This is a genomic window from Chromobacterium sp. Beijing, from assembly GCF_021496765.1.
Taxonomy (GTDB): domain Bacteria; phylum Pseudomonadota; class Gammaproteobacteria; order Burkholderiales; family Chromobacteriaceae; genus Chromobacterium.
In genome coordinates this window covers 4,617,639-4,639,248 of record NZ_CP053750.1, presented here as the reverse complement: position 1 = coordinate 4,639,248, position 21,610 = coordinate 4,617,639, and the positions used below count along the sequence as shown (strand labels likewise).

18 protein-coding genes are annotated in these 21,610 nt (G+C 63.3%); 12 read left to right on the top strand and 6 right to left on the bottom strand.

The window, feature by feature from the left end:
• Positions 1-148: 148 nt before the first annotated feature.
• A complete protein-coding gene (polA, locus tag HQN78_RS21645) occupies positions 149-2,917 on the bottom strand; it encodes a DNA polymerase I (RefSeq protein ID WP_235086152.1) in 2,769 nt (922 codons plus the stop codon).
• A 15-nt stretch (positions 2,918-2,932) separates the two neighbouring features.
• Here polA and HQN78_RS21640 point away from each other — a divergent pair, with 15 nt between their 5' ends.
• The 7 genes from HQN78_RS21640 to HQN78_RS21610 all read left to right on the top strand — a co-directional run bounded on the left by HQN78_RS21640 (position 2,933) and on the right by HQN78_RS21610 (position 11,496).
• Positions 2,933-3,661: a TIGR00730 family Rossman fold protein gene (locus tag HQN78_RS21640; protein ID WP_048413174.1), complete on the top strand. Its 729-nt coding sequence runs from the start codon at positions 2,933-2,935 to the stop codon at positions 3,659-3,661.
• Between the two features lie 26 nt (positions 3,662-3,687).
• Entirely contained in the window at positions 3,688-4,014 is a 327-nt protein-coding gene (locus HQN78_RS21635) for a DUF2782 domain-containing protein (RefSeq protein WP_235086150.1), read from the top strand.
• A gap of 10 nt (positions 4,015-4,024) precedes the next feature.
• Complete coding sequence (gene thrB / locus HQN78_RS21630; RefSeq protein WP_235086148.1) at positions 4,025-4,969, top strand: homoserine kinase; 945 nt, start codon at positions 4,025-4,027, stop codon at positions 4,967-4,969.
• Positions 4,970-5,142: 173 nt separating this feature from the next.
• Positions 5,143-5,412: a hypothetical protein gene (locus tag HQN78_RS21625; protein ID WP_019101144.1), complete on the top strand. Its 270-nt coding sequence runs from the start codon at positions 5,143-5,145 to the stop codon at positions 5,410-5,412.
• A 246-nt stretch (positions 5,413-5,658) separates the two neighbouring features.
• Entirely contained in the window at positions 5,659-8,439 is a 2,781-nt protein-coding gene (locus HQN78_RS21620; protein WP_255701194.1) for a YjbH domain-containing protein, read from the top strand.
• Between the two features lie 62 nt (positions 8,440-8,501).
• Positions 8,502-10,430, top strand: coding sequence for an SLBB domain-containing protein (locus HQN78_RS21615; RefSeq protein ID WP_235086143.1), 1,929 nt, complete (start codon positions 8,502-8,504; stop codon positions 10,428-10,430).
• 88 nt (positions 10,431-10,518) lie between these two features.
• Positions 10,519-11,496: a GNVR domain-containing protein gene (locus tag HQN78_RS21610; protein WP_235086140.1), complete on the top strand. Its 978-nt coding sequence runs from the start codon at positions 10,519-10,521 to the stop codon at positions 11,494-11,496.
• Here the strand turns inward: HQN78_RS21610 and HQN78_RS21605 are convergent.
• Positions 11,493-12,689 (bottom strand): multidrug effflux MFS transporter, encoded by a 1,197-nt coding sequence (locus tag HQN78_RS21605; protein WP_235086138.1) that lies wholly within the window; start codon positions 12,687-12,689, stop codon positions 11,493-11,495. The two genes, HQN78_RS21610 and HQN78_RS21605, sit on opposite strands and share 4 nt — an antisense overlap.
• A 186-nt stretch (positions 12,690-12,875) precedes the next feature.
• Here HQN78_RS21605 and arsC point away from each other — a divergent pair, with 186 nt between their 5' ends.
• The 5 genes from arsC to HQN78_RS21580 all read left to right on the top strand — a co-directional run bounded on the left by arsC (position 12,876) and on the right by HQN78_RS21580 (position 18,091).
• Entirely contained in the window at positions 12,876-13,223 is a 348-nt protein-coding gene (gene arsC, locus HQN78_RS21600) for an arsenate reductase (glutaredoxin) (RefSeq protein ID WP_235086136.1), read from the top strand.
• Between the two features lie 134 nt (positions 13,224-13,357).
• A complete protein-coding gene (locus HQN78_RS21595; protein ID WP_043635397.1) occupies positions 13,358-13,858 on the top strand; it encodes a MarR family transcriptional regulator in 501 nt (166 codons plus the stop codon).
• Positions 13,859-13,968: 110 nt separating this feature from the next.
• Positions 13,969-15,375, top strand: a complete 1,407-nt coding sequence (locus HQN78_RS21590) for an efflux transporter outer membrane subunit (RefSeq protein ID WP_227105313.1) — start codon at positions 13,969-13,971, stop codon at positions 15,373-15,375.
• A gap of 10 nt (positions 15,376-15,385) precedes the next feature.
• Complete coding sequence (locus tag HQN78_RS21585; protein WP_107800764.1) at positions 15,386-16,546, top strand: EmrA/EmrK family multidrug efflux transporter periplasmic adaptor subunit; 1,161 nt, start codon at positions 15,386-15,388, stop codon at positions 16,544-16,546.
• Between the two features lie 12 nt (positions 16,547-16,558).
• Positions 16,559-18,091 carry a DHA2 family efflux MFS transporter permease subunit gene (locus HQN78_RS21580; protein WP_107800765.1) on the top strand — a complete coding sequence of 511 codons (1,533 nt, stop codon included), beginning with the start codon at positions 16,559-16,561 and terminating at the stop codon, positions 18,089-18,091.
• Between the two features lie 83 nt (positions 18,092-18,174).
• Here HQN78_RS21580 and HQN78_RS21575 read toward each other — a convergent pair whose 3' ends face one another.
• From HQN78_RS21575 to HQN78_RS21560, 4 genes are read right to left on the bottom strand one after another with little or no spacing between them, the layout of a single operon-like run.
• On the bottom strand, positions 18,175-18,948 hold the full coding sequence (locus tag HQN78_RS21575; protein ID WP_235086134.1) for an enoyl-CoA hydratase-related protein: 774 nt from the start codon (positions 18,946-18,948) through the stop codon (positions 18,175-18,177).
• Complete coding sequence (pcaF, locus tag HQN78_RS21570) at positions 18,948-20,156, bottom strand: 3-oxoadipyl-CoA thiolase (RefSeq protein WP_235086131.1); 1,209 nt, start codon at positions 20,154-20,156, stop codon at positions 18,948-18,950. The genes HQN78_RS21575 and pcaF overlap by 1 nt, the downstream gene beginning before the upstream one ends.
• Before the next feature lie 15 nt (positions 20,157-20,171).
• The gene (locus HQN78_RS21565; RefSeq protein ID WP_107800768.1) at positions 20,172-20,945 is read right to left on the bottom strand and encodes an enoyl-CoA hydratase-related protein; all 774 of its coding nucleotides are present in this window, start codon (positions 20,943-20,945) and stop codon (positions 20,172-20,174) included.
• A complete protein-coding gene (locus HQN78_RS21560) occupies positions 20,914-21,546 on the bottom strand; it encodes a TetR/AcrR family transcriptional regulator (protein ID WP_107800769.1) in 633 nt (210 codons plus the stop codon). The genes HQN78_RS21565 and HQN78_RS21560 overlap by 32 nt, the downstream gene beginning before the upstream one ends.
• Positions 21,547-21,610 lie beyond the last annotated feature (64 nt).

Sequence of the window (21,610 nt, the reverse complement as noted above, 5' to 3'; positions counted from 1 at the left end):
ATATTAAGCAAAGCGAGGCGGACGGAACCGATCTTGTTCCCGCCGACGCCCGTCTGGCCAAGCATTTAGACCAGGACCAGGAAAACGACACAGGCATGAAAAAAGCCAGCCTGAGCGGCTGGCTTTCAGATGGCGACGCAAAGCTGGCTCAGTGCGCGCTTTCCCAGCTTTCCCCCGCGCCCACTTCCGCCAGCAAGGGCACCTTGAGCTTGGCCACGCCGGCCATGATCTCGGGCAAGCGGCGTTTGACCAACTCCAGCTCGGCGTCCGGCACTTCCAGCACCAGTTCGTCATGCACCTGCATGATCAGCTTGCTGCCCAGGCCCTCGCCTTGCAGCCAGTCCTGCGTCGCAATCATCGCCAGCTTGATCAGATCCGCCGCCGTGCCCTGCATCGGCGCGTTGATCGCCGCGCGCTCGGCGCCGGCGCGGCGCGCCGGATTGGACAACTTGATTTCCGGCAGATACAGGCGACGGCCGAACACGGTTTCGACATAGCCTTGCTCGCGCGCGGTCTCGCGCGTGGTCTGCATATACTCGGCCACGCCCGGGTAGCGCATGAAGTAACGGTCGATGTATTGCTGGGCGGCGCTGCGCTCGATGTCCAGCTGCGCGGCCAGACCGAAGGCGCTCATGCCGTAGATCAGGCCGAAGTTGATCGCCTTGGCGGCGCGGCGCTGATCGGCGCTGACCTGGGACAGCTCAACGCCGAACACCTCGGCGGCGGTGGCGCGATGGATGTCCTCGCCGCTGGCGAAGGCCCGCAGCATGCCGGCGTCGTCGGACAGATGCGCCATGATGCGCAGCTCGATCTGCGAATAATCGGCGCTGACGATCACATGCCCCGGCGGCGCGATGAAGGCCTCGCGCACGCGACGCCCTTCCGAGGTGCGCACCGGAATGTTCTGCAGATTGGGATCCGAGCTGGCCAAGCGTCCGGTGATCGCCACCGCCTGCGCGTAATTGGTGTGCACGCGGCCGGTGGCCGCATTGATCAGCTGCGGCAATTTGTCGGTGTAGGTGGACTTGAGCTTGGCCAGGCCGCGGTACGCCAGAATGCATTTGGGCAGCGGGTGCTCCAGCGCCAGCGTCTCCAGCACCGATTCATCGGTGGAGTAGCCGCCGGACGGGGTCTTCTTCACCCCCTTGGTGGGAATGCCCAGCTTGCCGAACAGGATTTCCTGCAACTGCTTGGGCGAATTCAGATTGAAAGGCTGGCGGGCCAGATCGTAGGCCTGGTTTTCCAGCTTCAGCATTTCGGTGCCCAACTGATGGCTCTGCGTCGCCAGACGTTCGCGGTCTATCAGCACCCCGTGGCGCTCCATCGCGAACAGCACCTCGGCCACCGGCAGCTCGATGTCCCGGTAGACCTCGCGCAAGCGGCCGTTCAGCAGGCCGGAGAAATATTGATTCAAGCGCAGCGTGATATCGGCGTCCTCCGCCGCGTAATTGGCGGCGGTGTCGATGTCCACCTCGCCGAAGCCGATCTGCTTGGCGCCCTTGCCGCAGATCTCCTCGTAGCTGACCGTGGATTCGCCCAGATGGCGGCGCGCCAGATCGTCCATATTGTGGCGTTCATGGCTTTCCACCACATAGGACGCCAGCAGGGAATCGTCGACCACGCCGGCCAAGCGGATGCCGTGGTTGGCGAACACATGGCGGTCGTACTTCAGGTTCTGACCGCACTTTTTCTTGCCGGCGTCTTCCAGCCAAGGCTTGAGTTTGGCCAGGCTACGCTCCAGGTCCAACTGCTCGGGCGCGCCGGCGTAATGATGGCCCAGCGGCAGATAGGCGGCTTCGCCGGAGCGCACCGAGAAGCTGACGCCGATGATGCGCGCCTGCATCTGGTCCAGGCTGGTGGTTTCCGTGTCCAGCGACACCACATCCGCCGCGGCCAGCTTGGCCAGCCAGGCGTCCAGCTGCGCGGCCTCCAGAATGGTTTCATAGCGCCGCTCCGCCGCCGTTTCCGGCAGAGCCGGGCTGTCCTGCGCGGCCTCGATGGCGAACAGATCGTCGCCCTGGGTTCCGCCCGCGGTCTGCGCCACCGCCGGCATCTCCTCGCCCTCGGTCACCTCGCGGTAAAAGGTGCGGAAGCCCAGGCCCTGATACAGCTCGGCCAGACGCGGCTTGTCCTTGAGGCCGTGCTGCAGACTGTCTAGGCCATAGGGCATGTCCGCGTTCAGATCCACATCGCACTTGATGGTGATCAGCTCGCGGCCCTTGGGCAGCCAATCCAGCGCCGCGCGCAGGTTCTCGCCCACCTTGCCGCCCACTTCCGCCGCCTGGGCGATGACGGCGTCCAGGCTGCCGTACTGCTCCAGCCACTTGACCGCGGTCTTGGGCCCGCACTTGTCCACGCCCGGCACATTGTCCACCTTGTCGCCGATCAGGGTCAGATAGTCGACGATCAATTCCGGCGGCACGCCGAACTTGTCCTTGACCCCGTCGCGGTCGAAGGTTTCATTGGTCATGGTGTTGACGATGGACACCTGTCCGTCCACCAACTGCGCCATATCCTTGTCGCCGGTGGAGATGACCACCCGCATGCCGGCGGCCGCGCCGGCGCGCGCCAGCGTGCCGATCACATCGTCAGCCTCCACGCCCGGCACCACCAGCATCGGCCAGCCCGAGGCTTGCACCACCTCATGGACCGCCGTAATCTGGGAGGCGAGTTCCTCCGGCATCGACGGGCGATTGGCCTTGTACTCGGGGTAAAGGTCGTCGCGAAATGTCTTGCCTTTGGCGTCGAAAACGCAGGCGCTATAATCGAACTGCACTTCCTTCTCCAGCCGCCTGAGCATGTTCACCATGCCATAGACAGCCCCCACCGGGCGGCCATCCGGAGAACGCAAATCGGGCATCGCGTGAAAGGCGCGGTACAAATAAGAAGAGCCGTCGATCAATAACAGTGTTTTCATAAAAAGAGGCAGAATATGAGCTTGTCCGATAAATTACCGCAAACCAGCGATCGTCACGCGATGATGCAGCGTTTCCGTTCCCGCGAAGCCTGGCATGTGATGAAGATCATGTCGGAGTTTGTCGATTCGGCGGAAGCCTTGCAAGGCATCATGCCGGCGGTGAGCATCTTTGGCAGCGCGCGCACGCCGCGCGACCACAAGTATTACAAATTGACCGAAGAAGTCGCGCGTCTGCTGTCGGACTCCGGCTTCTCCGTTGTTTCCGGGGGCGGCCCCGGCATCATGGAGGCCGCCAATAAAGGGGCATTCTACGGCAGAAGCCCGTCGGTGGCGCTGAATATCGTGCTGCCGCACGAACAAAAACCCAATGAATACCAAGACCTGAGCATCAAGTTCAACCACTTCTTCAGCCGCAAGGTCATGTTCGTCAAACACGCTATCGCCTACGTGGTGATGCCGGGCGGCTTCGGCACCCTGGACGAAATGTTCGAGGCCCTGACGCTGATACAGACCGGCAAGAGCCGCAAGATCCCCATCATCCTGTGCTGCCGCGAGTTCTGGGAGGGCCTGCTGGACTGGGTCAAGGACAGGCTGATCAGCGAAGGCATGATCAATCCCGAAGACATGAATCTGATCCAACTGATCGACGATCCGCGGCAAATCGTCGAAACTATCTTCAAACATTACGAAACCCGCGGTTTTGAAGCGCTGCCGGAAGAGCGCGAACAACTGCTGCACCTTTAAAACTGATGACAATCAAGGACCACGCCATGCGCCGCCTGCTCGCCGCCCTCGCCCTGCTGCCATTGACAGCCGCCTGGGCCGATACGCCCCCTCCCGCCAAGACCCCGGTGCCGCCGCCGCCGACGATCAGCGAACAAAACGCCGCCACCGCGGAACCGGAGGTGCGCATCATCCAGAAGGGCGAGGAGAAGATCGAAGAATACCGGCTCAACGGCCACCTCTATATGGTCAAGGTGACGCCGTCGCACGGCGTGCCCTATTACCTGATGGACGACAACGGCTCCGGCACCATGAAGCAGATCGACCCCGCCAACCGCATCATCATCCCGCGCTGGGTGCTGATCCGGTTCTGAGAGGGCCACTATGTCGGTTTACACCACGGTCAGCCATGACCAGATGCAGGAATGGCTCAAGCGCTACACCTTGGGCCAGTTGCTGGACTTGAAGGGCATTGCCTCCGGCATCACCAATACCAATTACTTCCTCACCACCACGCACGGCCGCTATGTGCTGACGCTGTTCGAAGCGCTGAAGCTGCAGGAACTGCCTTATTACCTGACGCTGATGAGCCACCTGGCGCGCCACGGCGTGGCCTGCCCGGCGCCGGTGGCCGACAACACCGACCAGTTCGCCTCGATGCTGGCCGGCAAGCCGGCCTGCCTGGTCAGTTGCCTGGACGGCGCCGACGTCGCGCAGCCCACCCCGGCGCAATGTCGCGCCGTAGGAGAAATGCTGGCGCAAATGCATATCGCCGGCGCCACCTTCCCCGGCAAGATGGCCAATCCGCGCGGTCCGCGCTGGTGGAGCGAAACCGCGCGCCAGGTCTACCCCCGCATGGACGAAGACGCCGCCGCCTTGCTGCGCGAAGAAGTGCAACTCCAGGACAGCCACCGCTTCGATCACCTGCCCTCCGGCGTGATCCATGCGGATCTATTCCGCGACAATGTGCTGCTGGACGGCGACCGCATCGCCGGCTTTATCGACTTTTACTACGCCTGCAACGACGTGCTGCTCTACGACCTGGCCATCGCCGTCAACGACTGGGCCCGCAGGGCGGACCACGGCATAGACGACGAGCGCGCCGCCGTGCTGCTCTCCGGTTATCAATCGGAACGCGAACTCACCACGGAAGAGAAAAAAGCCTGGCCGCTGATGCTGCGCGCCGCCGCGCTGCGCTTCTGGGTGTCGCGGTTGCAGGATCTGCATTTCCCGACAGCGGGCGAGATGACCTACACCAAGGATCCCAAAGTCTTCCAAACCGTGCTGGAGGCGCATCGCTCGCGCAGCGACTGCTGGCTGCGACATTAATGGCACACTCATTCCCGTCGCGTTGACAAAACCCCAGTTGTCACTTTGCAGACTTACAGTCTTGCACTATGCTGATGGCAAGTAGTATTGGTTTTATGAAGTTGATAGTTTTCCTGTTTTAAATGTTGCACTTAGATTAACTTCGAAGCACAAATACACAAGGGCACACTATCATGTTGAAGAAAGTCTTTATTCTTGCCTTGGCTGGCCTGCTCTCTGCTCCGGTGTTCGCCGCAGAGGAAGCCGCAGCGACCTCGGCCGCGGGCAGCAGCGCCGCCGGCACCACCTCCGCGGCAGCCGCTGGCGCCGCCGGCACCACCGCCGGCATTGCCGGCCTGAGCGTAGGCACCATCGCCGCCATCGGCGCAGCGGTTGCCGCAGCGGTTGCGGTTTCCAGCAACAGCGACTCCTCTACCTCCCACTCCGCCACCACCCACCATTAAGCCGCCGTGCCTATGCACTGCGGCTTGACCGGACACTGGCCTTCGTCCCAAACAGGCAGCCTGCCTGCTCCCGCAACAGGCTGCCTGTGTTTCTGCCTGCGTCTGACACAGGCGCTGCGTAAGCTTGACGTTCTTTATTGATATTCATTTGTTGTTTGCAAGACCAAATCAATAACTCTAAATAAAGCAATCCATGCGTGGCATTCTGATAAAAGGGATCGTTTTCGGGGTAGTTGCGGCCTGCTGTTGCCGGTTTACGCGCAACCGTCGCTCAATGGCCAATCCGGCTACATCAATATGCCATCGGCGGATCCTGGCCGCGATGGCTCCTTAAGCTTTGGATTCAGCTTCGACAAGCCATACAACACCTTATGGGTCTCGGCGACGGCGCTTCCCTTTCTGCAGATTTCGGGGCGTTATATCTCTATTTCCGGCATTGCCGGCTTTGACGATCAGCAATACGGCGGCGGCTACGGCAGTTATAAAGACAAAGCCATCGACACCAAATGGCGTCTGCTCGAAGAATCCGACTTTTGGCCCGCGCTCTCCTATGGCCGAACGGATATTTTCGGCACCGCCCTGTGGCGCGGCAATTATCTGGTGGCCAGCAAACAGCTCCGGCCGAATCTGGAAGTTTCGGCGGGCGTCGGCTCCGGCCGGATCGAGGGCCCTTTCGGCGGCCTGCGCTGGACGCCGGAACGCTTCCCCCGCTGGTCGCTGGTCGCGGAATACGACGCCAATCACTACACATCGGATTTCCGCGCCAAAGACACTTCCGCCGCGCAAAGGGAAAAAGGGCCTGCGGCCGGCCTTGAATATCGATGGGGCTGGCTGGGCCTGCAATTGGCCAAGCAAAAAAACCATGCCAGCCTGAACGCCTCTATCGAAATCCCCTTGAATGAGCGCGAATTCGTTCCCAAAATCAGCGAGCCCGCTTATTTCAGCGGCGGCCCCGAAGTACCGCTCCGTCCCACCTTGCGACAATGGCATGCCGATAGCGCCTATGGCCACGGCCTGGTCAGCGCACTGAGCAAACAGGATTTCAAAAACATCCGCATCAGCATGCGTGGCGACGAGTTCGTGCTGGAACTGAGCAATAGCCGAATTTCCAATGTGGGCCGCGCGGTGGGCCGCGCGGTTCGCACCGCGCTGTACTTTACCCCGATTGAAACGCGCAGCATCCGCGTGGTCTACACCAAGCTGGAACAGCCGATCGCGACCTATAGCTTTTTCAAGCTACCCACCTTGAACGACTACCTGCTGGGCAAGATCGATCGCCAACGCTTTCTGGAAAGCGTCAGCATCACGCCGGGCAAGAATTTGGAGTTGGAGGAAGTCGACGCGCAGCAGCTTAGCGCCAGCATCAAAGACAGCGTCAACCTGGAGATTTTGGCGGGCAAGGACGGCGACATCGTCCAGCTTAACGCCGAGGACAACGAGGCCAATCGTTTCCGGCTGGTGCCCAAGACCGGGGTTTACTTCAATGACCCCAGCGGCGCCTTCCGCTATGAAATCGCCGCCGCCGCCACCTATACGCGGCGAGTGGGAACCGGCTTGTTTCTGAATAGCGCGCTCAGCGCCAATCTCTACAACACGGTCTCCGGTGTCAAACAGACGTCCAACAGCCTGCTGCCTCATGTTCGCTCCGACGTGGCCGAATACAAGAAAACCAATTCTCCCAAGCTGGACCGCCTGCTGCTGAACCAGTATCTGACCCTGGGGCCGAATACCTATGCCCGCGCCTCCGCCGGCATTTACGAGGAAATGTTCCGCGGCGCCGGCGGCCAGGTCATCTATTACCCCGAAACCCGCCACTGGGCGATAGACCTCGCCGTGGACGCCTTGCAGCAGCGCGACTTCAAGGGCTGGCTCGGCAAGCGCGATTACCAGACCGTCACCGCGCTGGCCTCGCTGCACTATAAATTGCCGATGAACGTCACCGCCACGGTGCGGGCGGGCCGCTTTCTCGCCAAAGACAGCGGCGCCCGTCTGGAGCTGAAACGCCGCTTTCGTTCCGGCATCGAGATCGGCGCCTGGTACACCAGCACCAACGGCAACGACATCACCTCGCCCGGCACGCCCAGCTCGCCCTATAAGGACAAGGGTCTGTTCATTTCCATCCCGCTGAACAGCATGTTGACGCTGGACACCCAGGCGGTGGGCAATTTCGCCCTGTCCCCATGGACGCGAGATGTCGGCCAAATGGTGTTGTCGCCCGGAGATCTCTACGACCAGCTCAACGACCCGCGCAGCGATGTGAACGCCTACGACGGCCTAGGCAATTTCGCCGAACGGCCGGATGAGCAAGACCTGCCTCAAGTCAACCCGCCCGCTCCGTCTTTCCATCCCTGGCCATCGGTGCGGCTGCGGCTGAGCGACTCCTCCAAGCAATTCGCATCCACGGAGGACAAGCCAGGCGCCGTGGCCATTGCCGCCGGCATGACCCTGGCGGCGATAGCCCTGGACAAGCCGGTGAACCAGGCGGTGGGCCGGCATCAGGACAACCGCCTGCTCAAGGGCTGGAAGCAAATTGGCAAGACCCTCCCTGTTGCCGCACTAGGTCTGGCGGGCGGCGCTTTCGCGCTGGGCGACGACAGGCTGAGCAACACCGGCTTGATCGCGCTGGAATCCTCGGCGCTGTCCGCCGCCGGCAGCATCGCGCTGAAAGGCTTGGGCAACCGAGCACGGCCAAACGCCAGCGATAACCCTTGGCAACAGCAGCCGGCGGGCAGCTCCCGCTTCCAAAGCAGCTTCACCTCCAATCACGCCGCAGTGCTGTTCGGCGCGCTGACGCCGTTTGCCAAGGAGTACGATCAGCCCTGGCTGTATGGTCTGGCCGCTGTCGGCGCGCTCGGCCGCGTCGCCGGCAAGGATCACTGGTTGTCCGACATCGCCGCCGGCAGCCTGCTCGGCTACGCCTCCGGCTCCTGGCTCTGGCATGCCCAGCGGGACGAGTCCCGTTACCGCACCTCGCTGATGCTGGGCCCCAAGCAGGCCGGCATCCAAGTTTCGAAATCACTGGATTGAGACGACCGCCCATGACCCATTCGCTCGCGACCATGACTGCTTATCCAAGCCTCCGCCGCCAGATGATCCCGCTGCTTATCACCCTGTGCGTCGCCAGTCCCGTCTACGCGGCCGCAAACGCCGCCGGCAATTTCTCCAGCACCATGATGCCCAGCTATGAGCCGGACCCCATGATGTACGGACAACCCAGTATCAACAATCAGGCCCCGCTTGCCCAACCGCAAGCGTGGCCGCCGCAAACACCGCAACCGCAATGGCAGCAGCAGCGCAGATTGCCGACGCCTACCAGCACGAAACCAGGCAAACGCGACCCGTTGCAGAATGAGTTGCAGGAAGAAAAGTTGCCGCCCTTCGTCGAATACGTGAAAGTCGCCACCGGCAACATCCTGCCAGTCTTTGGCGCGGACCTGTTCGACAACCCTCCGTCAACCTTTGCCCCCAGCGGCGCCGCCCAGGTCAATCCGGATTATGTGATCGGCGCCGGCGACCAGATCCAGGTCAAGGGCTGGGGCATGGTCGATATCGACCTGACCCTGACCGTGGAACGCAACGGCACGGTCTATCTGCCCAGAGTCGGCACCATCGCAGTGGCCGGCGTGAAATTCAGGGATTTGCAAGACACGCTGAAAAAAAGCGTCTCGCGCGTATTCCACAACTTCGATCTGAGCGCCAGCCTGCTGCAAACCCGCGCCGTGCAGGTATACGTCGTCGGCAATGCGCGCGCGCCCGGCAGCTATACCCTGGGCGGGATGAGCACCTTGCTGAACGCGCTGTTTGCCGCCGGCGGCCCCAACGACAATGGATCGATGCGTCATATCCAATTGATGCGCGACGGCAAGGCTGTCGGTCAGCTGGATCTCTACAAGATTCTGGTGGATGGGGACAAATCCAGCGATCTGACCCTGCGCGACGGCGATGTGATTCAAATCCGACCGACGGGCAAACGAGTCGCCCTGCAGGGCGATGTCAAACATCCCGCCATCTATGAGTTTACCGACGGCGACAGCGTCGCTGACCTATTGCACTGGGCCGGCGGACTGGAGTCGGCGGCGGAAGGCAAGGCCTGGCAATTGGAGAAAAGCGTAGACAATCGCTTCGAACCGCAATGGCAAACGCCAAACGAAAAAAACGGTCTTGATAACGTCGCCCTAAGACAACTCAAACTGGCGGCTAGCGATATTTTCCGGGTGTTCGCGCCCAATGCCCTACCGGTAAATATCCAGCAAGACGCCGAATACGTCCGCGTCAGCGGAGAAGTCAAGCAAACCGGCACCTTCCTGCTGCAAAAAGGCGAGACCTTGCGCGATTTGGTCATGCGCCTGGGCGGCTCCACGGAAAATGGCTATGTCTTCGCCACCAATTTACAGCGCGAGAACATCAAGAAAGAACAGCAGGCCAAGCTGGATGAGGTGGCCAATCGCTTTGAAAAGGAACTGGAGCAAGCCTCCGCCGCGCGCCTGTCCAAACAGACCGATAAAGACAATGTCGCGGCCATTACCGCGGAAGTCGAGCGTCAGCGCAAACTGGCGGAAAAAATGCGCACCATCAAAGCGGAAGGGCGCGTCGTGCTGGAACTGAGCGGCAGCGGCGCCCAGGTCAAGGACCTGCCCGATCTGCCCCTGCAGAACGGCGACTCCATCACCATCCCGCGCCGGCCCGGCACCGTCAATGTCCTGGGATCGGTTTACCAAAGCAATGCCTTCATCTACAGGCCGCAACGCTCGGTGAAAGACTATCTGGACCTGGCCGGCGGCATCAGCCAGACCGGCGACAAGTCCGCGACCTACGTGATCCGCGCCGATGGCACTGTGGCCAGCAATAATAATGCAGGCTGGTTCAACAGCCTGGGCGGCAAACGCATCAATCCGGGCGACACCATCGTCGTTCCCGACGAGCTCGTCGTCAGCAGCTGGACCCAGTCGCTGAAGGAATGGACCTCGATTCTCTATCAATTCGGGCTGGGCGCCGCCGGCTTGAAGGTCTTGAAATAAGACAAGGCTTCATCACTTAACTCGGGATTCAGACATGTCCACACACGACAGGGCAGAAGCTCAAACCGTACCTTCCGAAAGTTCGAGCATGAATATGCTGCTGGGCCAACTGGGCGGACTGGCCGGCGCGGCCGGAGGCATCGCCGGCCTGAAAAATCCGGGCGAACTCTATATCGGCCTGCTGCAAAGCCGCACGGTGGCGGACAATTTAATTCAACAGTTCAAATTGAAACAGCGCTACGCCACGGAAACGATGGACGAAACCAGAAAGGCATTACAGAGCGCCAGCGCCTTCAACAGCGGCAAGGACGGCTTGATCAGCATCAACGTGGAAGACAAGGATCCCCAATTCGCCGCGGCTCTGGCCAACGGCTATATCGCCCAATTGATCCGGCTCAATCAATCCCTAGCGGTCACCGACGCGGCCAAACGCCGGCTGTTTTTCGAGACCCAGCTAAAACAGACCAAGGAGCAATTGGCCTCCGCGGAAACCGCGCTGCGCCAGACCCAGGAGCGCACCGGCATGATCCAGCCGGATGGTCAGGTCCAGGCCATTATGAACACCGTTACCCAGCTGAAAGCCAACATCGCCGCCAAGGAAGTGCAACTAGAGGCCCTGCGCAGCTACGCCACCGAGCAGAACCCGCTCTATCAACGCAGCCGGCAAGAACTGGCCGGTTTGAAAACGCAATTGGCCAAACTGGAAAACGGCGCTGAAATCGCCGGCGACGTGATGGTGCCCACCGGCAAAATGCCACAATCCGGCTTGGAATACCTGAGACGGCTGCGCGAGGTAAAGTACCAAGAGACGATTTTCGAGCTGCTGGCCAAACAATATGAACTGGCCAGAATCGATGAAGCCAAGGATTCGTCCCAAATCCAGATACTGGACAGCGCGGCAATACCCGAGCTCAAGAGCAAGCCCGTCCGTTCTTTGATCACCGCCGCAGGACTATTCAGCGGCTTGGTGCTCGGCATCGCGCTGGCCCTGCTGCGCGAACGTTTCCAGATCGCGCAACAGTCCGGCCGCTTGCATGAGTTGAACTGGGCGCTGAAAGAGCGCTAGCGCGTCACCCGCCGCCTATACCCCATCCGGAACACGAAGCCCAGGACCAGCATCACCATCATGCTGGCCGCCAGACTCAGCGGGCTGGACCAGACCAGCGGCGCGATCAGGCCGGCCACCACGCTAGACATCATGGTCTGGAAGAAGCCCTGCAGCGAGGAAGCGGTGCCGCGCAGCGATGGAAACTGGTCCATCAGGTTTAGGGTGATGGACGGCGCGGCGATCGACATGCCGGTGGTGTACAGCGCCAACGGCAATACCGCCCACGGCATCGCGGCTTCCGATGCCAGCAGGTTGTACAGCAGATTCCAGCCTGCGGCGACGAACATCACCGCGTAGCCGCGCGACACGATGTCCTTCTGCGCCACCCGTCCGGCCATCTTGCCGGACAGATAGGCGCCCAGCATGATGCCGGACACGGCCGGGCCGAACATCCATAGAAACTGTTCCGGCCCCAGGTGCAGATGCTGCATCAGGAAGACCGGCGCCGACGGTATGTAAAGGAAGAAGCCGGCGAAATTGAAGGACACCGCCGCGGTCAGCAACTGGAACTCGCGCTTGCGCCCCACCTGCCAGTAATTGGCCAACAGGTATTTGACCTTCAAGGGCTGCCGCGCGGACTCGTGATGGGTTTCCGGCAAGGCGAACCAGCTCATCAGGAACAGCGCCAGGCCGATCAGCGCCATGAAGACGAAGATGGAATGCCAGCCGAAGGCGCCGAACAGCCAGCCGCCCACCACCGGCGCAATCGCCGGCGACAGCGAGAACAACATGGTCACCTGCGACATCAGCCGCTGAGCGTCGGCGCCGTCCAGCTTGTCGCGGATGATGGCCCGCCCCACCACCAGGCCGGCGCCGCCGCAAAAGCCCTGCAGCGCGCGGAACAACAGCAATTGCCCCAGGCTGTCCGACAGCGCGCAGCCTATCGACGCCAGGCTGAACAGCAAGGTGGTGACCAGCACCACCGGACGGCGGCCCACCGCGTCCGAGATGGAACCGTGCCACAACATCATCACCGCGTAAGACAATAGATATACCGTCAACGCCTGCTGCATCTGCAAGGGCGAGACCGCCAGGCTTTGCCCGATCGCGCTCATCGCCGGCAAGAAGGTGTCGATCGAAAACGGCCCCAGCGTGGACAGGGCCGCCAACAGGATTGCCAGCCCGAAGTGGCTGCGTGTGGTGGGATGCATGGCGGATAAATAACAATGAGAGTCAATGCATGGTAACGGTTGGGCCGGAACTTGCCAAACCGGACTGATGTAAATAAAACGTCATAGCCGGATATCGCTACGCTCAGGCGCGCGCCGCTGGCGCCGGCTTCGATTTCGTGCCACGATCAATCCACTCCACGCCGGCCATAACAAGGAGAGACCAGCATGATTCGCCTGTACCACAACCCGCGCTGTTCCAAATCCAGGGAGGCGCTGAGCCTGCTGGAGAACGCCGGCGCGGAAATCGAAATCGTCGAGTATTTGAAGCACCCGCCCAGCTATGAAGAGCTGGAGCGCCTGTTGACGCTGCTGAATATGGAACCGCGCGATCTGATCCGCCAGAAAGAGGAGGAGTACGCCGAACTCTATCTGGACGACATCACGCTGGAACCCAAGCACCTGATTACCGCCATGATAGACAATCCCAAGCTGATTGAACGTCCTATCGCCGTTTGCGGCGATCGCGCCGTGGTGGGACGTCCGCCGGAGCGGGTGCTGCAGCTGCTGGGCTAGCCTTAGCCGGCATCGCCCATCAGCGCCCAGGGCTTTGGCCTTGGGCGTTTTTGCATGCGCCCGCCCCTGTCCAGCCCATTGCCTTCAAAATTATCACTTGCGGAATAGTAACTTCCGTTACTAAAATAACGGCTATGAATCCAACCAAGTCATTTCAAACGCTTGAGCAGGCCGTCAACCGGATCGAAGCGCGTTTTCCCGGCGTGCCGCGCCAGGAAGTCATTCTGGCGCGCTTGCTGTACCACATCCTGCCGCGGCTGTCCGCCCACCTGTGCGACAAGCTGAAGCATCACGGTCTCAACGAGACGGTGTGGATGGCCTTGCTGGCGCTGTACGCCTGTCCGCAACAGGCGCTCTACCCGTCTGAAATCAGCGACACGCTGGATTCATCGCGCACCAACGCCACGCGCATCGCCGACGAACTGGTCAAAAACGGCTGGGCGGCCCGCTCGCCCAGCGCGGAAGACCGACGCAAGATCCTGCTGGAGTTGACGCCGGGGGGCGTGCAACTCGTCGAATCGCTGCTACCCGTCTCCCGCGAATGTCACCGGGAGCTGTGGTCGGATTTCGACGCCGCGGAAAAGCAGGAGTTCGAACGCTTATTGCGCAAACTGCTCTGCAGCCTGGGCGGCTGAAGCTGGGGAACCGGCTTTTTTTCGTCCTTATAATAACTTGCGTGACTATCACATCATTAATCACTTCATCAATTGCTAATACAGCAAGTGAACACGGGGAGTCCCACAAGGTGAAAAAGACTCAATGGCAGCACGGCGTCAGCGCCCTGCTGCTCAGCGCCCTGTTGGGCGGCTGCGCGAGCTTCGGCCCGGACAGCGCGCCGGCCACGCAGCTCGATGCCGGGCAATTGCGGCTGAGCGACGGCCAGGGCGGGCAGATCGCCAGCGACTGGTGGACCCAGCTGAACGACGCGACGCTGAACCAGTTGGTGGCGCGCGCCCTGCAAGAAGCGCCGTCCTTGAAGCTGGCCGAAGCCCGGCTGCGCCAGGCGCGCGCCGCCGTCGGCATCGTCGAAGGCAATAGCGGCCCCAAACTCGATTTCAGCGCCAATATGACCCAGCTGAACTACGAGTTTCCGGCGCCGATCTCGCGCGACTACGTCAACGCCTACACCGCCATGCTGATGGGCAGCTGGGAGTTCGACTTCTGGGGCAAGCACCGCGGCCAGATCGACGAAGCCGTCGGCCAACAGCAAGCCATCGCCTTCGAAGGCGCTCAGACCCGGCTGACGCTGACTCAGGCCGTCATCGCCCAATACACCCAGTTGCAGCGGCTGCAGGCGCAAAGCGCGGTGCTGGCCAAGCGCATCCAGCTGGCGGAAAGCCGTCAAACGCTGACTCAGGCCCGCATCAACGCCGGCCTGCTGCCGGGCGACAACCAGCGCGGCAACGAAGTCTCGCTGCACCGCCTGCGCCAACAACAAAGCGCCTTGGCCCAGGACAGCGACCGCGCCCGCCACGCGCTGGCGGCGCTGACCGGCCAGGGACCGGACGCCTTGAACGCGCTGCAAGCCGCCAAGAGCGCGGCGCTGCCGCCGCTGGACGCGGACAGCCTGCACGCGGAACTGCTGGGCAAACGCCCGGACATCGCCGCCCAACGCGCGCGGGTGGAAGCCATGGCCGGCGCGGTCAAAGCCGCGCGCGCCGAGTTCTACCCCAATATCAAGCTGACCGCCTTCGCCGGCCAAACCTCGCTGGAACTGAACAAGCTGATGAACGGCAACTCCACCTTCTGGGGCTTCATGCCGGCGATCAGCCTGCCCATTTTCCACTCCGGCGCGATCCAGGCCAATCTGGGCAAGCAAAAGGCCGGCTACGACCTGGCTGTGCACAGCTACAACCAGACCGTGTTGGACGCGATGCGCGACGCCGCCGACGCCGTCAGCGGCTGGCAGCAAAGCGGCAAGCAACTGGAACAGGCGCGCCAGGCGCAGGACAGCAGCGGCCGCGCCGCCGACTCCGCCGCCGCCCGCTTCAAGGCCGGCATCATCAACAAGCTGAACCTGCTGGATGCCCAGGACAGCGCGCTGGCGCAACAGTCGGCGCGCATCGACGCCGAAGCCGGCCGCAAACTGGCTTGGGTCTCCCTGAACACCGCATTGGGCGGCGGCTTCAACGCTGCGCCCGCCACCCACTGAGAACGCATCCATGGACAAGAAAACCAAAACCGCGCAAGGGCGCAAACGCAATCTGATCGTCGCCACCACCCTGTTCGCCGCCATCGCCATCGGCTACGGCGCCTACTGGGCGCTGGTGCTCAGTCATCAGGAAAGCACCGACGACGCCTATGTCAGCGGCCACCTGGTGCAAGTCACCCCGGAAGTGGGCGGCACCGTCGCCAAGGTGCTGGTGGACGACACCCAGCACGTCAAGGCCGGTCAATTGCTGGTCAGCCTGGACAAGAACGACGCGCAGCTGAACTTCGACCGCGCCCGCAATGAATTCGCCCAAGCCGTGCGTCAGACCCGCCAATTGATGAGCAACACCCAGCAGCTGGCGGCCCAGGTCACCCTGCGCGAAACCGAGCTGGCCCGCGCCGACGCCGACCTGAAACGCCGCAAACAGTTGGCCGGCACCGACGCGCTGTCGGCGGAAGAACTGGGCCACGCCAACGACGCCGTCGCCGCCGCCAAGGCCGCGCTGGACGCCGCGCGCGAACAGCAAAAAGCCAGCGCCGCGCTGCTGGGCAAGGACGCGCTGGCGCAGCAGCCTGCGGTCAAGGCCGCCGCCAGCCGGCTGAAGGAAGCCTGGCTCGCGCTGCAGCGCACCGAGATCAAGGCCCCGCTGGACGGCGCCGTCGCCCGCCGCAATGTGCAGGTTGGCCAGCGCCTGGCCGCCGGCACCCCGCTGATGTCGGTGATCCCGCTGCAAAACCTGTGGGTGGACGCCAACTTCAAGGAAGGTCAGTTGGCCAAGATCCGCATCGGCCAGCCGGTGGAACTGAAGTCCGATCTCTACGGCGGCAAGATCGTCTATCACGGCAAAGTGGTCGGCCTGTCCGCCGGCACCGGCAGCGCCTTCTCGCTGCTGCCGGCGCAGAACGCCACCGGCAACTGGATCAAGGTGGTGCAACGCGTGCCGGTGCGCATCCAGCTGGATCCGAAAGACCTGCAATCGCACCCGCTGCGCGTCGGCCTGTCCATGGACGCCGTGGTGGACACCTCCAGCACGGACGGCAAGGCCGTGGCCGAAGCCCAGCCCTTCGTCGCCCACCAGGACGTCTCCGGCCAGCTGCCGGACCTGAAACAGGCCGACGAACTAGTGCGGACGCTACTGGCGGCCAACGCGGGTGAAGGCAAGGCCGAATAAGGGGTCCGGACCATGAATCATCCACCACTGACCGGCTCCAAGCTGGTCTGGATCACGCTGGCGCTGTCGATGTCGGTGTTCATGCAAGTGCTGGACACCACCATCGCCAACGTGGCCTTGCCCACCATCTCGGGCAACCTCGGCGCGGCCACCAGCCAGGGCACCTGGGTGATCACCTCCTTCGGGGTGGCCAACGCCATCGCGGTGCCGCTGACCGGCTGGCTGGCCAAGCGCCTGGGCGAAGTGAAGCTGTTCACCGCCTCCACCCTGCTCTTCGTGCTCACCTCCTGGCTGTGCGGCATGTCCAGCAGCCTGGAAATGCTGATTTTCTTCCGCGTGCTGCAAGGCGCGGTGGCCGGCCCGATGATTCCGCTGTCGCAGAGCCTGCTCTTGTCCTGCTACCCGCCGGAGAAGAAAGGCATGGCGCTGGCGCTATGGGCGATGACGGTGATCGTCGCGCCGGTGTTCGGCCCGATTCTGGGCGGCGTGATCAGCGACAACTGGCACTGGGGCTGGATCTTCTTCATCAACGTGCCGGTGGGACTGGCGGCGGCCTTCATTTCCTGGCGCATCCTCAAGCCGCGTGAAACCGAAACCGTCGATCTGCCTATCGACCGCATCGGCCTCGCCTTGCTGGTGATCGGCGTAGGCGCGCTGCAAATGGTGCTGGACCGCGGCAAAGAGCTGGACTGGTTCAACTCCACCGAGGTGGTCACCCTGGCGGTGATCGCGGTGCTGGCGCTGGTCTATCTGGTGATCTGGGAGCTGGGCGAGAAACATCCCATCGTCGACCTGAGCCTGTTCAAGCAGCGCAACTTCACCGTCGGCACCGTCGCCATCAGCCTGGGCTTCATGCTCTACTTCGGCACCGTGGTGCTGCTGCCCCTGATGCTGCAGACCCAGATGGGCTACACCGCCACCTGGGCCGGCCTGGCCGCGGCCCCCATCGGGCTGATCCCGGTGGTGCTGTCGCCCATCATCGGCAAGTACGCGCAGCGGCTGGACATGCGCTGGGTGGTGACGGTGAGCTTCAGCGTGTACGCGATCTGCTTCTTCTGGCGCAGCACTTTCAACCCGCAGATGGACTTCGCCTACGTGGTGTGGCCGCAGGTGGTGCAGGGCATAGGCGTGGCCTGCTTCTTCATGCCGCTGACCACGATCACCCTGTCCGGCCTGCATCCCAGCCAGATCGCCAGCGCGTCCAGCCTGTCCAACTTCCTGCGGATTCTGGCCGGCAGCATCGGCACCTCGATCACCACCACGATGTGGGACCGTCGCGAGGCGATGCACCACGCGCGCCTGACCGAGCATGTCAGCCTCTACGATCAGGCGTCCAACGCCTGGTTCCGGCTGCTGGACATGGCCGGCCTGTCCTCCGGACAGCAGGCGGCGCTGACCTCGCTGCAAATCACCAAGCAGGGCTACATCATGGCGGCCAATGAGATTTTCTGGCTGTCCGGCGTGCTGTTCGTGCTGTTGATCGGCCTGGTGTGGTTCGCCAAGCCGCCGTTCACCGCTGCTGGCGGCGACAGCGGCGCGCATTGAGAACCTGTTTACGATCTGCATCGTAAACAGGGTCTAAGCAAGTCCAGTGGACCGGGCGGCGATGGTATCGTCGCCCGGTTTTTCTATTCTCCCCGAAACACCGCCGCGCGCTTGTCCAGGAAAGCCCGCATGCCCTCCTTCTGATCCCGCGACGCGAACAAGAGCTGGTACGCCTTGCGCTCCAGCATCAGCGCCGTCGCCAACGGCGCGTCGGCGCCGGCCAGCACCACTTCCTTGATCTGCTCCACCGCCAGCGGCGGCAGCGCGGCGATCTGCGTCGCCAGCTCCAGCGCGCGCGTTTCCAGCGCCTCGTCCGCCGTCACCTCGCTGACCAGGCCCATCGCCAGCGCCTCCGCCGCGCCGATGCGCTCGCCGGTCAACAGCAGCTTCATCGCGCGGAACTTGCCCACCGCCCGCAGCAGCCGCTGGGTGCCGCCGGCGCCCGGCATCACCCCCACCTTGACTTCCGGCTGGCCGAACTGGGCGGATTCGGCGGCGACGATGATGTCGGCGTGCATCGCCAGCTCGCAGCCGCCGCCCAAGGCATAGCCGGCCACCGCCGCGATCACCGGCCTGGGACAGTCGGCAATCGCCTGCCATAGCTTGTGCAGCTGGCGCTGCATCAGCTCTATGCTGCCGCAGCCGGCCATCTCGGTCAGGTCCGCGCCGGCGGCGAAAGCGCGATGGTCGCCGCACAGCAGAATCGCCCTGACGTCGGCCGCGGCGGCCAGCTCCTGGAAACGCCGCGCCAACTCCCGCCGCAGCGCCGTATTCAAGGCATTGAGCGCCTGCGGGCGGTTCAGGCGCAGCCGCGCCACGCCGGCGGCCGGATAATCCAGCAAGATCAGTTCGTCCATCACGCCTCCTCCACCCGCTCCAGCACCAGGGCCACGCCCTGGCCGACGCCGACGCACATCGCGCACAGCGCCAGCCTATCTCCGCTGGCCTCCAGCTGGCGCAGCGCGGTCAGCGCCAGCCTGGCGCCGGAAGCTCCCAGCGGATGGCCCAGCGCGATCGCGCCGCCGTTGGGGTTGACCCGGGCGTCGTCGTCGGCCAAGCCCAGTTGGCGCATCACCGCCAGCGATTGCGAGGCGAATGCCTCGTTCAGCTCGATCACGTCCATATCCGCCACGCTCAGGCCCAGCCGCCGCAACAGCTTTTCCGCCGCCGGCGCCGGCCCCATACCCATGATGCGCGGCTCCAGCCCCACCGAGCACATGCCCAGAATCCGCGCCCGCGGACGCAGGCCGTGGCGCTTGAGCCCGGCGCCGCTGGCCAGCAACAGCGCCGCCGCGCCGTCGTTGACGCCGGAGGCGTTGCCGGCGGTGACCGAGCCGTCCGCCACCACGCCCTTGAGCCGCGCCAGCTCCGCCAGCGTGGTGGCCGGCCGCGGGTGTTCGTCCCGGATCACCCGCAGCGGCTCGCCCTTGCGCTGCGGCAGCTCCAAGGCCAGGATCTCCGCGTCGAAGAAACCGCGCTCGCGCGCCGCGGCGTAACGCTGCTGGCTGCGCAGCGCGAAGGCGTCCTGATCGGCGCGGGAAATCTTGAACTGGCGCGCGACGTTTTCCGCGGTTTCCGGCATGGAGTCGATGCCGAACTGACGCTGAAACGCCGGGTTGACGAAGCGCCAGCCTATGGTGCTGTCCTCTATCCGCGCATTGCGCGCGAACGGGCTCTCGGCCTTGCCCAGCACGAAGGGCGCGCGCGACATGCTCTCTACGCCGCCGGCCAGCACCAGTTCGGCTTCGCCTGCGGCGATCGCCCGCGCGGCCAGACCCACCGCGTCCAGTCCGGACGCGCACAGGCGGTTGACCGTGATCGCCGGCGCGGACTGCGGCAGGCCGGCCAGCAAGGCCGCCATCCGCGCCACATTGCGGTTGTCCTCGCCAGCCTGATTGGCGCAGCCCAGAATCACCTCGTCCAGGCAGGACCAGTCCAGCGGATGGCGCCGCATCAGCGCGGCGAGCGGCAGCGCCGCCAGATCGTCGGCGCGCACGCCGGAAAGCGCGCCGCCGTAACGGCCGAACGGGGTGCGAATGCCGTCACAGATATAGGCATGGGGCATGGGAAACCTCCTGGATCAACGGTGTTGGAACTGCGGCGGCCGCTTGTCGAGAAAGGCCTGCATGCCTTCCTTCTGATCGGCCAGCGAGAAACTGGCGTGAAAGGCGCGCCGTTCGAACAGCAGGCCTTCGGCCAGGCTGGATTCGAAAGCGCGGTTCAAGGACTCCTTGATCAGCATCAGCGCCGGCAGCGAGTAGCCCGCCATCCGCGCGGCCAGCGCCTGCGCCGTCGCCAGCACGTCGGCGTCCGCCACCACCCGCGACACCAGGCCGGCGCGCTCGGCTTCGTCGGCGCTATAGAGCTGGCCGCTCAAGCACCATTCCATCGCCTTGGCCTTGCCGATGGCGCGCGGCAGCCGCTGGGTGCCGCCCATGCCGGGCAGGGTGCCCAGCTTGACTTCCGGCTGGCCGAAGCGGGCGGACTCGCCGGCGATGATCACATCGCACATCATCGCCAGCTCGCAGCCGCCGCCTATCGCCAGGCCGCGCACCGCGGCGATCAGCGGCTTGCGCACGCCGCGCGCGCGCTCCCAGTGCCGGCTTACGTAATCGTCGAGAAAGACTTGCTGATAATCCCATTCGGCCATGCGGCCGATGTCGGCGCCGGCGGCGAAGGCCTGCTCGGTGCCGGACAGCAGAATGACGCTGATGTCGGGATCGCCGTCCGCCGCGTCCAGCGCGGACTCCAGCTCCCGCATCAGCTCGGGGCTCAGCGCATTGAGCTGCGCCGGCCGGTGAATTTCCAGGTGGCAGATCCGCTCAGCGCGGCGCTCCCTCAGATGCTCGCTCATGGTCAGTTCCCTCTCCACATCCATACACCCCGTGAAGAAACAACTGGCTGACTATCCGCGCCATGCCCTGCCGGTCCACCGCGCCGTCCGCGCGGAACCAGGTGAAGGTCCAGTTCATCATGCCGAACAAGGTCATCGTCACCGGTTTGACCTCCGTCGCCGGCAGCTCCGGCCGCAAACGGGCGATCAGTTCGGCAAAGGCGGACACCACGCCGGCCTGCTTGGCCTTCACCTTCAGCCGGTCCGCCTCGCCCAGGAATTTGACGTCCTGCACCAAGACCATGTGGTAATGGCGCGAGAACGCGTACTCCTCCATGAAGCGCTCGATCAGCAGCCGCAGATGCGCGTCCGCCGGCAGCGCTTGCCGCGCCGCCTCGTCGACGATGCCCACCAACCTATCCACATAGGTGTCGGCAATGTCGAACAGCAGATGCGATTTGTCGCGGTAGTAGTGATACAGCAGCGGCTTGGACATGCCGCACAGCTCAGCCAGTTGGGCTATCGAAGCACTGGGAAAACTCTGCTCGGCAAACAGGCGGGCAGCGTTCTCCAGTATGTTTTGTTGCTGCGCCTCGTAATTGGGAGATTTTGTTCTGGCCATATCCGCATATCGGTTGAATGAAAAGACCAGACGCGGCACCAGCGAACCTCCCCGATGACTACGA